11 protein-coding genes are annotated in these 13717 nt (G+C 57.7%); 4 read left to right on the top strand and 7 right to left on the bottom strand.

From position 1 onward, the window contains the following. Positions 1–151: 151 nt before the first annotated feature. From NB063_RS27030 to NB063_RS27000, 7 genes are all read right to left on the bottom strand, one after another. The gene (locus NB063_RS27030; RefSeq protein WP_250932176.1) at positions 152–1720 is read right to left on the bottom strand and encodes an MlaD family protein; all 1569 of its coding nucleotides are present in this window, start codon (positions 1718–1720) and stop codon (positions 152–154) included. A gap of 5 nt (positions 1721–1725) precedes the next feature. Next, entirely contained in the window at positions 1726–2580 is an 855-nt protein-coding gene (locus tag NB063_RS27025; protein WP_250932273.1) for an ABC transporter ATP-binding protein, read from the bottom strand. Between the two features lie 17 nt (positions 2581–2597). Further along, entirely contained in the window at positions 2598–3395 is a 798-nt protein-coding gene (locus NB063_RS27020) for an MlaE family ABC transporter permease (RefSeq protein ID WP_250932175.1), read from the bottom strand. Between the two features lie 245 nt (positions 3396–3640). After that, positions 3641–4093 (bottom strand): FHA domain-containing protein, encoded by a 453-nt coding sequence (locus NB063_RS27015; protein ID WP_250932174.1) that lies wholly within the window; start codon positions 4091–4093, stop codon positions 3641–3643. 94 nt (positions 4094–4187) lie between these two features. Continuing rightward, entirely contained in the window at positions 4188–5576 is a 1389-nt protein-coding gene (locus tag NB063_RS27010) for a HEAT repeat domain-containing protein (protein WP_250932173.1), read from the bottom strand. Positions 5577–5615: 39 nt separating this feature from the next. After that, the gene (locus NB063_RS27005; RefSeq protein WP_250932172.1) at positions 5616–6836 is read right to left on the bottom strand and encodes a glycosyltransferase family 4 protein; all 1221 of its coding nucleotides are present in this window, start codon (positions 6834–6836) and stop codon (positions 5616–5618) included. Continuing rightward, positions 6833–8065 carry an O-antigen ligase family protein gene (locus NB063_RS27000; RefSeq protein WP_250932171.1) on the bottom strand — a complete coding sequence of 411 codons (1233 nt, stop codon included), beginning with the start codon at positions 8063–8065 and terminating at the stop codon, positions 6833–6835. Before NB063_RS27000 ends, NB063_RS27005 begins: the two co-directional genes overlap by 4 nt. 616 nt (positions 8066–8681) lie before the next feature. Between NB063_RS27000 and serC the strand changes: the two genes are divergently transcribed. The 4 genes from serC (at position 8682) to NB063_RS26980 (ending at position 13658) form a co-directional block, all read left to right on the top strand. Beyond that, the gene (gene serC, locus NB063_RS26995; protein ID WP_261367621.1) at positions 8682–9803 is read left to right on the top strand and encodes a 3-phosphoserine/phosphohydroxythreonine transaminase; all 1122 of its coding nucleotides are present in this window, start codon (positions 8682–8684) and stop codon (positions 9801–9803) included. 131 nt (positions 9804–9934) lie between these two features. Beyond that, positions 9935–11557 (top strand): phosphoglycerate dehydrogenase, encoded by a 1623-nt coding sequence (serA, locus tag NB063_RS26990; RefSeq protein WP_250932170.1) that lies wholly within the window; start codon positions 9935–9937, stop codon positions 11555–11557. A gap of 43 nt (positions 11558–11600) precedes the next feature. Continuing rightward, positions 11601–12473, top strand: a complete 873-nt coding sequence (locus NB063_RS26985; RefSeq protein WP_250932169.1) for a DUF1015 family protein — start codon at positions 11601–11603, stop codon at positions 12471–12473. 204 nt (positions 12474–12677) lie between these two features. After that, a complete protein-coding gene (locus NB063_RS26980) occupies positions 12678–13658 on the top strand; it encodes an acyl-CoA desaturase (protein ID WP_250932271.1) in 981 nt (326 codons plus the stop codon). The last annotated feature ends 59 nt before the right edge of the window (positions 13659–13717 follow it).

Below are 13717 nucleotides of genomic sequence, written 5' to 3'. Positions count from 1 at the left end.
GGCACCATTCGTTTGCGAGTTTTTACCTCTCAGGTAGCTGAGTCATCGCGAGGTTCCGAACGTAGGCAATGCCCACAATTCTCGGTCTTGCAGCGACCGAGCCACGTGAAAAGTAACGCTGTCCCGTTAGCCGACAGCGTATTGATTCGTCTTACTTCAGTCCGGCTCCGGTGGGGCGGCCACCCAATGCTCCTCGTACGCCGAGTTGGCGTGGGTCGCGAGCGATCTTGTCCGTGAAGACACGAACGTCGTCTAGAATCGGACGGACGCGAGCGGTGGCTGCTTCGATATTCTCGACGGTTCGACGGATCTCGTAGTAGAGTTCATCGTCTTCGAGCAGACGTTTGATCGTGCCGTCGGAAGTGTTGAGTGTTTGGCCGAACGTGTCAATTTGAATCAACGCGTTGTCCACGTTCGCGAGACTTCGCAAGACTTGTTCAACGAGATCTTCGCTCCGCCGTCCGATCGGTTCCGTGATGGCCTCGACGTTTTTAGCAGTCGCTTGGAAACTCTCGAGCGTGTCACCGGCAGTCGTCTTCAGTTCATTAAGTGCTTGTTCGGCGACCGAGCCGACTTGTTCAAACTGTTTGCCGACGTCAGCAAAACTATCAAACGTCTTTTGAGTCGTCTTGAGCGTCTCGGTTGCTTGGTCAAGCACCGTTGGGAAACGACCGATCGAATCAGTCAGGCCGCGACGAATTTGTTCGTTGCTGAGGATCGATCGCGCGTCGCGAATAGCGCCTTGCAGTTCTTCCAGTGTTTCGATTGCTTCTCTTTGGAGATCGACCAGGGTGGGTTGCCCTGTGTTTGGACGCTGCGTGACGGGCGGTGTGAGACCTTGTTGCAGCGAGTTCGGCGGCAGTGTTCCCGGTGGCGGGTACTGGGCTCCAGGAGGGGGAAATTGATTCTGGTTCGGATTGGGATCCGCGTAAGCGACCATTTGGATGGCGTTTGCGTCCCTTGAATCGGCCGAGGCACGCGAGACCAGACGCACCGGGCGTGCCCAGGCGGGCCCGGGCATCATTTGGCCCCGACCCGTTGCTGCGAATTGTGGCAAGCCATGTACCGATTCGAACGAAGACTGATTCGGCAAACGGGACGGGTAAGTCGGCGATACGGGAGTCGCGTTACCATCGATCCCGATCACGCTGCGGACGTCGGTCATGAAGGATTGGATGCTCTGTCCGGTATCTTGGACGGCGTCGCCGGCCCCTCGAATGCTGCGGAACGTCGAACGCATTTCGTCTTCCATTCCGAACAACAGCGAGAACGGATCGCCGAGCTTTTGACCGTAGGCGACGTACTCGTCATTGCTATACGTGCGGCTGATGATTGCGGTGTCACCCTGAAAGATTTCGTTGAGTTCCTTCGGGTCCGCTTTGCGAAACTCGAGTTTGGAGTCACCGGTAATGAGTGAGCCGATGCCGATTCGTGGCACGTATTGGTGCGTCATGACGTACTCAGCGTCCATCGCGAGTGTCAACACGACACCCCCTTCGTCGCGCAATTGAATATCCGACACACGCCCGATCTTGACTCCATCACGGAGTACCGGTGAGTTCGTGTTAATGCCTTCAGCGGACTCGAAGTAAACCGTCAACGTGTATTCACGATTGAGGATCGCCGGAAAGGCTCCGAACAGGAACGTGAGGATCACACCGATCCCGATCGCTGCGATGACCAGCACGCCCACGCCAAATCGTAGTCTATTTTCATCCATGAAAATTACGCCATTGCTCGTGACATTTCGCGAAGTCGATCGCCCGCTTCCCCACGCACAAACTGGCGAACTCGCCGGTCTTCGGCGTGTTCGAGTTGGCTGGGCGGTCCATCGAATAAAATTTGAGATTGGCCCTTGTCGAGCATTCGACGCGGGTAAAACATCATCACACGATCAGCAACTTTGCGAGCCGTGTGCATGTCGTGAGTAACCACCACGCTGGTGACCGGATACAGTCGGCGGGTGTGGAGGATCAGTTCGTTGATTACGTCGCTCATGATCGGGTCGAGCCCGGTCGTGGGTTCGTCGTAAACGATCAGTTCAGGCTGGAGTACGAGGGCCCGGGCGAGCCCGACGCGTTTCTGCATCCCACCAGAAATCTCGGCGGGGAACTTCCCTGCGACATCTTCTGGGAGTCCGACTTCGACCAAATGTTTTCGCACGCGTTGGCGGACTTCGTCTTCGCCGGTCGTGGGCTCGTTTTGTCGAATGGGAAACGCCACGTTGTCAAAGATGTTCATGCTGTCGAACAGCGCCGCGTTTTGAAACACGAATCCGAACCGTCGACGTGTATGTGCGAGTTGAGCGGGCGTGAGTCGGTTGAGGTTAACTCCGTCAAAGAGCACGGTGCCCGTGGTCGGGGTGAGTAATGCGACAAGCGTTTTCATGAACACCGTTTTGCCGCATCCGCTTTCACCGATCACTGCAACCGTTTGGCCGCGAGTGATCGAGCGAGTGATTCCAGACAGGATGCAATTCCCGTCGAAATCGATCGAGAGGTTGTTGACCTCGATCAACGGAGCGGCGTTGGGGCCATCCGGGGACGGCGCTTCGTCGACTTGCGATGGTTCTTCGCTGATGGGTTGTTCTTCAGTATTCAAAACAGCATCGTTCCTTCCGGATAGATCATGAAGTAGATCGAATCCAAGACGATGTTTAAGAACAGGTCAATCGCGAGGATCAAAACAAAGGAATAGACGAACGCCGCCGTCGCCGCTTTGCCGACGCCTTCCGCACCGGGTTGGCAGTTGAATCCCCGATAACAGCTGATGATCGCGATGATGCCGCCGAAGAAAAAACTCTTGAAGATGCCGCTGAATAAATCAAACCCGACGACTCCTTCACGCGAGTGGTGCAGGTATGCGGCGCGATCGATTCCTAAGATGATCACGCTGTAAAAGTATCCACCGACGATTCCCATGAAGTCCGCCATCACGGTCAATGCCGGGATCAACAGAAGGCATGCGAGAAACCGTGGTACGACAAGGTAGTGAATCGGATCGGCGCCCATCGTGGTCAGCGCATCGATTTGTTCGGTAACCCGCATCGTGCCGAGTACGGCGGCCATCGCGCCACCGACCCGTCCGGCGAGCATCGTGGCTGCCAATACCGGTCCGAGCTCGCGAACGAGCGACGTGTTGATCACCACGCCGAGTCGGCTTTCGAGTCCAATGGCTTGGAATTGGTAATAGCTCTGGACGGCAAGCACCATGCCGATGAATGTTCCGGTCAACGCGACCACGGGCAGACTCAGCACACCGACTTGGTAGAAGTTGATCATCATGGTGCCGCGTCGCGGCAACCGCGTGAACATCCAACTGAGCATCTGCCAAGTGAAGTAGGCGAGATCACCGACGGATGAAATTCCATCGACAACCGCGGTGCCCCACTGCATGATCCACGCGTGCAAGGGGTGGGGGAGACGCGATTGGAGGCGCGAGCCGAACGAAGAAAGTCGATCGATAGAACTCGAATCGCCCGACATCAAAAAAACCTCGCCGTGAAAAATCCCGTGAACGTTTCACCAACGCGATCGCGATTCGCTATTTTTCTAGCGAGGCGCAGCGGTAGTGCGTGTAAAGGATTTTATCGGCGAGATAAGAGATGCCGGTTAGTCAAAATTTGACGATCGGAGCGAACTCACTCCGATTTTTTGTTGAAGAAGCCCTTCTTGGGGTCGCGTCTGGCCACGCCGGCGCGGTCCATCAGCGAGCTCTTCATGACCTCATCGATGTAATCATCGTCGGCAGGGGGTGGGCCGTAGGCACCCAACAGCTGCGGGTCATATTCTAAGACGTATTGATGGCGTGCGATCGCGACTTTGCAGTTGGGGTCGGCCCGTTTCCGCATGATCGGTCGCCCGTCGACCTTGGTCCCGTTTCGGCTGTTGAGGTCACGAATAAACCAGTACCCGTGCTCCAACGTCATTCGGCAGTGTTGGCTGGACACGTTGGGGAAGTCGAGGCAGATGTCGCAATGCCGACGGCGGCCGATCAGCAATTTATCTTTGATCAGTGGGATCGGATCTCCACCACCAGTCGGTGTTAATTGCCCAAAAGCGCCAGCAAATTCGACTTCGTCTTCGTGACTCATGTAGGTTTGTGCCCGCAACGTTTATGAGAGGATCTGTGGAATTGAAACTACCCCCCCATTATAGATTGGCGTTGGGGATTCTCCAGGGACCATTTCAAAGGAGATCCAAAATTCGTCTCAACTTTGCGGCGACGTAGTCGTCTTCCTCGCGTGTGAGACGTTGACGAAGTCGCTCCAGGACGGCCTCGTCCTTGCCCGTGGCCAGTGTCGTCGCGAGGGTCGAGGCGACGTGCAAACGGACTCTCCGATCAGGATCGTCCAATAGCATCGACAACCAGGGGCCTGAGTTTAGTCGACTCGAATGGACCAACGAATCGACCAATCGCATGCGGTCGAGCGGTCCGGCGAGGGCGATCGCTCCCGCCATTTCGAGTTGGGCGTCAGAGAAACCTCGTTGAATCAGCTCGGCTTTTGCTTGACCGGCGAGCATGGCGTCGGGATTCGCGAGATGCCGTATGACGGTTTCATCGGAGAGGGCTGATAACGGTGAATCGACTAGGTGCGTCGTCATCGTAATCGTTTGACCAACCGGCGGACGGGCAGAGACGACTTGCGATGGAGACCGAATGACCCGCGGTTCGACTTGAGTGAGCGGCACGGTCACCCCTTCCGGCACGGCTTGCAGTTTTTCACGCGGGACGTCGGAACTTGGAGCGGCGGCGTTGAGTTTGGAACCGGATCGGACGATGGATGCGTTGGTCGAATTACTTGGTGGCGGCCAATCCGTCCAACCGGAACGACGCCCGGTGGGCGAGACCTCCAACGCCTGGTCGTTTTGCATGAGTTTCACGCCACTCTTTGCCAGCGTTGCGTTGGCGGGCGGTTGCACATTCAAGGCGACCATCAAGCGGTTGGCACCTGCGAGCAGGGATTGCACCTCGTCCGACGTCTGTCTCTCTCCTCCGGCCGAACCCGAAAATTCGAGAATCGTTTGACGCACGAGTTCGCGGGCACGCGCCAGTTGCCGGGGCGACAGTGTCGTGGATTCGCCAATATGTGAGTGGTAGGTCGCCGCGATCGCTGACATCAATCGGCCATGGACCGCCTTAGCGGCATCTGGCTTTAACGTGATCCAGTCGTTCTGCATTTGTTGGAGCAACGTGAATGCAGATTCCGATACCGCGTCGTCGTCCGAAATTAGCTTGTCGACCAACGGTTCGACCGCATCGACGCCGAAGCTTGCGATCTGCACCAAGCGACTTTGTTTGCCGGTGGAATCGAGATCGTCAAAACCGGCGACCAATCGCGAAAGCAAGAATTGTTTTCCAAAAAACACGCCCGCGAGCAGCACCGACGTCAGCGCCAAGGTGGCGATCATTGTCTTGAAGGCACGGAAGAAGCGTGACTTGATTGACGGTTCGCTTGATTCGAGCACCAGGGCAAACGGATTGGGGCCGTCGTCACTCCACGCAGCTTCGGCACGCTGTCGCGAGACGCGAGAGGCGGATTCGGGCTGACCGTTGGATTCGAAGCTGGGGGACATGGCCGCGATTGTGCCGTCCACCGTGAAACCACGACAAGATCAATTCAATTTCAATTTTGCAACCAAATTGTTGATTTGCTGTGCGGCGAGCTCCGGCGTGCGGTCAGATACGGATTCCCGCACCGCGATTCGCATGCTTAGCCGTTCGGCACTCGAACGCGAAGTGTAACGCTCGATCGCCGAATGCAGCGATTCGGGATCGCCGGTGTGATAGCGGAAACCGTTGACGTTGTCGCGGATCAATGTGACGACCGCTTGGGCTCGGTCGTTACCCACCACGACGAGCCCTGAATGCATGGCCTCGTCAACGACCAGTCCCCACTCATCGCCTCTTGTTGGAAAAAACATCATTTCGTGCTCGCGGTAGGCTTCGCGGATCTCACTCGAGTTGACGTTGCCGCGAAAATCGACGTGCAAATTATCAGGGAGTGCTGTTTCACGAAGGGGGGCCATCAATGGACCGTCACCCAAAAGTGACCAGTGGATCTTGAGGCCTGGCATCTGCCGCGCCACTTCGATGAGCTTACCGAGTCCTTCGCGAACACCCTTGCGGGTAATCAATTGGCCGACGGTAACGATCCGGAGCGATGGAGAATTGTCTGAGCCAATCGATTCGATCGGGCCGGTGTAAATTTTGGTCGGATCGGCGGCATAGTAAAACGGATAAAGCATTTTATCTGGCACGCCGAGTTCGACGAGCCAATCGCGACATTGCGGCCCGTGATAAGTGACCGCGTCGGCGCAGCGAAGCAGCAGGCGACGCAGTCGTCCCGAACGGCTTGCCTCGATCCAAGGCGATGTGCTGACAGCGAGGACTAGCTGGCAACGCCTGCGTCGAATCCCGAACCAACCCGATGCGGCGCAGTAAAAGTACGAGAGGATCGAACGGAGACCGAGTTCCGAGGACACGACCACATCGGGCTTGGCACGACGCAGCTGCCCGATCGTATCGAAAGGCAGGTGCACGTAGTTGACGTCGCTGTAGCCACCGGGGTGGTGGTCCATTCGTGTGCGTGTCCAGGTCCGTTGGACGCGAAGGTCCAACCCACCGTTCTCGGCCTGCCACGCACGATTGCCCTCCATCGCCACGCTAACGAGCACGATGAGATGTCGGACTTTGGTCGACCATGACTGGCACACAGCGATCATGTTGGGGGCCAAGAAGTTCAGCAAACACACCACGGTGGCATCGACGGTTTGATCGGGAACAGAGACGACTTTGTCGGGCACAGGAAGGGTGTCGACGAATGCCTCGCTCACGCGATCTCTCCCACGAAGGCATCGTCACGTCGCGGTTCTTGTTGTGTTGTTGCTGTTTGCGTCACTCGGACCGGATAGAGGCAGCACATCAAAAACGCGATCGTGACCGGCCCGGGAAAGGTCTCAAGCACAGCGTCCTCAGCGAGCGACGAAATCACGACGAAGGCGGCGAGGCTGCGGACCATCAACGCATCAGAACTCGTGACGAGATACAAACACCACAGCATCAGACCGAGCATCATGCACCCGCCCACGATTCCCGAGGTCAGCGTGGCATGCAAAACGGCGTTGTGGGTCGCTTGCGAGTGATCGATCATCAACGTGGGCGCGGCGTTGAATCCGTGTCCGATGATCGGGCGATTGGCAATCAAACTGATCGCTTTGGTCCAAATCTCCGATCGCCCCGTGCCGGTGGTGATCTCTTCCGCTTTCCCGCTCTTGGCTATCTTGGACAGAACTTTGCCGACGACTCGATCTTCGTGTCCTTGCATGTAGATCGCCGTGACACCCGCGATCCCGCAGACGACCGCCAAGGCAATCGCGAGTACGCCGGCGCGGCTGAGGATGCGATCGAGATACAGAACCGCGATGCCCACAACGCCCGCTAAGATCGCCGTGCGACTCCAGGTCAGGTATGCCCCGAGAGTGAACATTGCGACCAACAATCCGACGGGCAAAAGCGGCAAGACATCGGTTCGGAAGAAATAAAGAGACAGGATGAGCCCGATGACCATTGCCCGGCCGACGGCATTGGGGTGTGCGGTGCCACTGAGTCGCACCACGACGAGTCCGCCTTCGAGGAGTTCGGGAAACATGCCGTAACTGGGCACAAAGAACCAGAGCGTGAGCGCCAGCAGTGCGGTGAGTGTGATCCCGGCCAAAATAGCGAGTCCGATGCCACGGAGCTTCAGCGTCAGTAAGGCGGTGACGATAAACATCAGGCTGCCAAGATTGACGAGCGTCGTCGGCAAGGAGGTGCTGCTGATCGCGGTCGGGGTGGCAAGGGCCGCGAGCAGCAAGATCAGCCCGATCGCGAGCGCAGGCAGCGTTAGGAGTGTTTGGCGAACGGCGGCGGAGGTCAGCACGCCGTAAGCACCCACCAAACTCGCCAGTCCCACGACCAGCAGTTTGCAGGCGACTTTCGCGTCGAGGCCGACTGACATCTTGGGGGCGCCGGACGAGATGTCCAACGGACCCGTGAAAACGGCCAGGACGATCAGCAGCCACATCGAAATCACCAATGGGGATTTCGATTGGGGCGGGGCCTCCGAAGTCGTGGTCGGTTCAGGAATCAAGTTTGCAGCGAAGGTGCGTCGGAGCCGGAGCGGGAGAACGCCCGTGAAATTTTCATCAGGCTGAGAATTTCTTTGTCGAATGACGATTGTGATTTTGCGACGCAGCGGTGGTGCCTACCGCGTCGCGAGGCCGTACCGGTTTCATTCTAATCTGCGCTCCCGATTGTGCATGAGGAGCAATCTCGGTGAGCGGTATTTTCCGGTTGTGGGGCCAGACCGGATCGTCTGTCTCCCCGGCGGACGACGGGACGCTGCAGGGCCGATTTTGAGGGTCGTATCCGTTAAGACGCCACGCCGTTAAGACGCCACGGCACGCCGAATCCGCTTCACACGTTCGTTGTGAGGATTCGGCTGTGTTTTAGAATGCCGTTCGCCGGGGGCCGACCTCCATTTGCGTCGTGCTGCCGCGATGCGTAGGCTTCTGCGTTGCCTTTCGCAGATCGCTTGCGAAGCATAGAATCCGGCGAAACGGACCCTCACTGGACCGTTTCTCGTATTCCCCTAGTCGGTTTCCCCTCCACTTCACTCTTTCATCAGAAGAGTTTTTCGAATGACCGCTTCGGCTCCCCTTGCTGCCACCGACCGCGTTTTCAACTTCTCCGCTGGACCGGCCGTTCTGCCGGAATCGGTGCTCCGCGAGGTCCAGGACGAAATGTTGTGCCTGCCTGGTGCGGGTGCCTCGCTGCTGGAAATCAGTCACCGCGATAAGCTGTTTGTCGAGATCTTGCACGACGCCGAAAACACGCTGCGAAGTCTATTGGGCGTCAGTGACGACTACGGCGTGTTGTTCATGCAGGGTGGTGCGACGCTGCAATTTTCTGCGATCGCCGCCAATTTGCTGCGTGGGACCGGAAAACGGGCCGAATACTTGCTCACCGGATCGTGGGGCAAAAAGGCGATTTCCGAAGCGAAAAAAGAAGGCGAAGCCGTTGCCATCTACGACGCCAAAGAAACCAACTACGACCGCTTGCCGGGGGCGTCCGATTACACCGTGTCGGATGACGCCGCCTACCTGTATTACTGCAGCAACGAGACGATCCAAGGCGTTCAGTTCCAGAATGAGCCCGAATGCCCAGCCTCGGTGCCGTTGGTCAGTGACGCGTCGAGCGATTTTCTGTGCCGACCGCTGCCGGTCGACAAGTATGGATTGCTCTACGCCTGTGCCCAAAAGAATGCCGGGCCGGCTGGTGTGACCGTCGTCGTGATGCGGAAGGACCTCATCGAAAAGGCCGATCCGTCGATTCCTGGTTACCTGTACTACAAGAACCACTTGGACAACGATTCGGAATGGAACACTCCACCGACGTTTGCGATCTATGTTCTCGGCAAAGTGGCCCGTTGGTTGCGTGACGACATCGGCGGTTTGGCCGAGATGGAAAAGATCAACCGCGAGAAATCGAGCTCGCTGTACAAGATCATCGACGAAAGCGGCGGGTTCTATCGCGGGCACGCCAACGTGGAATGCCGGTCGCTGATGAACGTGACGTTCAACTTGCCGTCGGACGAATTGACGGCGAAGTTCATTTCCGAAGCCGGTGCCAATCGATTGGCCGCCCTCAAGGGACACCGCAGCGTCGGTGGTATCCGTGCCAGCATCTACAACGCGATGCCGCGTGAAGGTGTCGATGCCCTCGGTCAATTCATGGCCGATTTCCTCAGCCGAAACGGCTAAGCCGCGGTCCGTCATGAGTTGGCTTTTGCCGAAAGCCGACGACCGGCTGCTGGTTACTTAGGGAGCGGACGTTGGTCCGTTCCCTCCTTCTTTATCTGATCATCCATTCTCCCATTCAACACACTCCTCCCATGTTTCGCATTCTTGTTCTCGACGATATCGCCCAAGAAGGGATTGACCTGCTCGAAGCCACTAAAGGCATCGAGTACGAAGTTCGCACCAAGCTCAAAGGCGAAGAACTTCGTAAATCACTCAACGAATTCGACGGTGCCATCCTTCGCAGTGGCGTGACCATCACCCCCGAGTCTCTCCAGGGCAACACGCGGTTGCGTGCTCTCGTGCGTGCTGGGGTGGGAACTGATAACATCGACAAACCGGCGGCAACCCGTCGCGGGATCGTCGTCATGAACACGCCGGGCGGCAACACCGTTTCGACCGCCGAGCATACGTTTGCGATGCTGCTGGCTCTGAGTCGCAACATTGCCCCGGCACACCAAAGTCTGGTCGAAGGTCGCTGGGACCGCAAAGCCTACATGGGCACCCAAGTCGCTGGTAAAACCATCGGTATCGTGGGCATGGGGCGGATCGGCCGCGAGGTCGCCTCTCGTGCCCGCGCGTTTGACATGAAAGTCATCGCATTCGATCCGTTCCTGACGGACGATCAAGCCGAATCGCTGAAGGTGGAACGCGTCGACACGGTCGACGAAATGCTGCCATTGATCGACTACCTCACCGTCCACACGCCGTTGACGCCTGAAACGAAGGGCTTGATCGGCATGGCGCAGTTGGACAAGGTCAAGCCGGGATTGCGTGTCATCAACGTCGCCCGCGGTGGCATCTACGACCACGATGCGTTGGTCAAAGGACTCGAGTCCGGCAAACTCGGCGGCGTCGCGTTGGACGTCTACGAGAACGAACCTTGCACCGACAGTCCGCTGTTCAAGATGCCCGGAACCTGCTGCACGCCCCACCTCGGTGCCAGCACTGAAGAGGCCCAAACGCAAGTCGCGGTCGAAGGAATTCACCTGCTCATCAACTATCTCAAGACCGGTGAGATTCGGCACAGCGTCAACGTCGCGTCGCTCGACCCGAAGACGCTCGACGAGTTGCGTAGCTACCTGAACATCGCACACCGTCTCGGTTTGCTCGTGCATCAATGGCACGGTGGCGGCATCGATCACGTTCGATTGCTGTGCCGTGGCGTCGTGGCTGGCAAAGACACCCGTGTGCTCAGCAACGCGTTCTGTGCCGGATTGCTTGAGCGAGTCGTCGAAGATGCCAACGTCATCAACTCGGAGATGTTGCTTCGCGAACGTGGCATTGAATTGACGGTGGAACACAACACCGAACAAGGTGCATTCACGAGCAGCATCACGGTTGAGGTTTCCGGTGGCGGAAAGACTGTCAGTGCCGGTGCCGCTGTTCTCGGCCATGAAATGCCACGTTTGATCCTCTTGGACGGCTATCGTTTGGAATCGTTCCTCGACGGACGCTTGTTCGTGTTCGCTCACAAAGACGTGCCTGGCATCATCGGTAGCGTCGGAACGATCTTCGGTAACAACGGCATCAACATCGCTCAAATGGCGGTCGGTCGCGAAGGCAATGCGGCCGGTGGTGACGCCATCGGTGTGCTCAGCTTGGATAGCGATGTTCCTGAAGCGGTGATGAAGGAATTGATGAGCATCGATGCGATCACGCAGGCGAAGCTGATCGAGCTGCCCGCCGCCGGTGAACTGCCTAGCTGGATGAGCTAAGGCCCTGGTACCCCACGGCCCTAAACCTTGATTCGTTGAGCTGATGCCCGACACGATTCCTTTTGCCGCTCTGCGATACAACCTCGACCACGTTAGCTCGCTCGCTGATGTGGTCGCGCCGCCCGAATGCGATCTGGACGCGGATTCGGTTGATCGGTTGTACAAGTCCCATCCGGCGAATGTGGTGCGTGTCATCGCCAACCGGCATGAACCCGGCGACGAGGAACAAGAACGCTTTGAACGAGCCGGCGAGTTCGTTGTGCAATGGATTTCGGAGGGCGTTTTGCGTCCCGATGCGACGCCAGCGATCTTCGCGTTTCGGCAGGCGGTTGGGAGCACAGCAAACGCGAGCGGTCCGTGTTGTCGTGGATGGATCGTATGCACACGAATTCGAGAGTCCCTCGAGTTGCCCAGCGAAGTAGGGGGCGATGCGATCTCGTCGGCCCAATTCCCGCTGCAATGGATGCGTGCGACGGGTTTGGCTAGCACACCGGTCGTGACGACGTGCAGCGATCCGAGCGGCCGCGTTTTTGAACCGCTTTCGGATGCGTTTGAGAATGCCCCAGTTCGGACCGTGGATTATCGAGGAACGACGCATTCCCAAGTCGCGGTCACAGATCTGAAGGTCGTGAAATCGGTGTGCGACGCAATCGATGAACAAACCCTCACGCTCGTTTCGGGGCGAATTCAGTACGAAGCGGCTCGCGAATTTCGGGGCGAACTCGCCAAATCCGAAGGCAATTTGCTGGACGATCACCCTGCCAACTTCGTACTGACGATGGTTGTTGATGCGGCGTCGGTCGCCGGTCGTGATCAGGCCGGGGGAGGCCCGGTTTTCTCGTCAGGGAGCGGCGGGAGCCTGCCGATGCGGTTTGCGGGGTTGGTATTTTATCCAATTGCCGCATCTTTCCGGTGAGGCGCAAAAGTCGCATCTAGGTAAATTGGGATTGCAAGATCGGCTGAGAATACCGACCCTACCCCACTGCCGACCTTCCCAATGTCCACCCAACGCTCGTTTGAGACGGTACCGATGTCGACCTCTGAAGTTATGCCCCAATCGACCAGCCCTGCCGGAAAGCCGGTTTCCCCGGGCGATCGCGCTGCGTCGGAATATGATCCGATGGGCGACGAACTGCTCTACAAGGACGAGGAGCTGGCCGGTCACGACCCGCAGCGATTGCCTCGTCCAGAGGCGACTGAGCCGCTGCAGGTCATGTGGGAATACGTCGCGGTATTGACGCTCGTGCACATCGTTGCCGTGCTCGCGATCGTGCCCCCGTTCTTCAATTATTTGTTCACTTGGTCCGGATTCATTGCCGCCATCGCCGGTCACTTTGTTTTTGGGATGTTGGGGATCACGATCGGGTATCACCGTTTGCTGACCCACCGTGGGTTTACGTGTCCAAAATGGCTTGAGCACACGTTTGCGATTTTGGGCATGTGCAATCTGCAGGACAGCCCGGCGCGATGGGTTGCGATTCACCGTATGCACCACCAGCATTCCGATCACCAGCCCGACCCGCACTCGCCGCTGGCCAGTTTTCTGTGGGGGCACGTGGGATGGGTCGTTTGTCGGCACCGCGATCTCGATCGCACGAGTCGCTATGAACGCTATGTCCGTGACCTGCTTCGCGATCCGTTCTATCTCAAACTCGAGCGGAAAGACGGATGGTTTTTCGTTTTTCTCGCCCACGCAATCGTGTTGTCGGTCGTTGGCGGTTTGATCGGACTCGCCATCAGTGGCGGTGATTGGTCAGTTGCGCTGCGGTACTATCTGAGTTGGGCCGTCTGGGCCGTGGCCATGCGAACGGTCTTCGTGCTTCACGGCACTTGGTCGGTCAACTCGCTCGGTCACGTTTTCGGTTATCGCAACTACGAGACCCGGGACCACAGCACGAACAATTGGTTGGTCGCATTGATCAGCCACGGTGAAGGTTGGCACAACAACCACCACGCTGCCCCGCGAGCGGCGAGACACGGACACAAGTGGTACGAGTTCGATATGTCGTGGGGCGTGATTCGGTTGCTGGAAATGGTCGGCTTGGCCAAGAACGTCCAGCGTCCGAAAGCGGTCAGTGTGGCTGGAAAGACGATCTCGTAACGGCCGTCTCGACGATGCCGATGCTGGTCATCGAAGCGACCAGCGTCAATTGCAGGATC

The organism is Aporhodopirellula aestuarii (assembly GCF_023701485.1).
GTDB lineage: Bacteria > Planctomycetota > Planctomycetia > Pirellulales > Pirellulaceae > Rhodopirellula > Rhodopirellula aestuarii.
The sequence above is the reverse complement of the archived record's forward strand: the minus strand, read 5'-3'. Positions and strand labels throughout refer to the sequence as shown.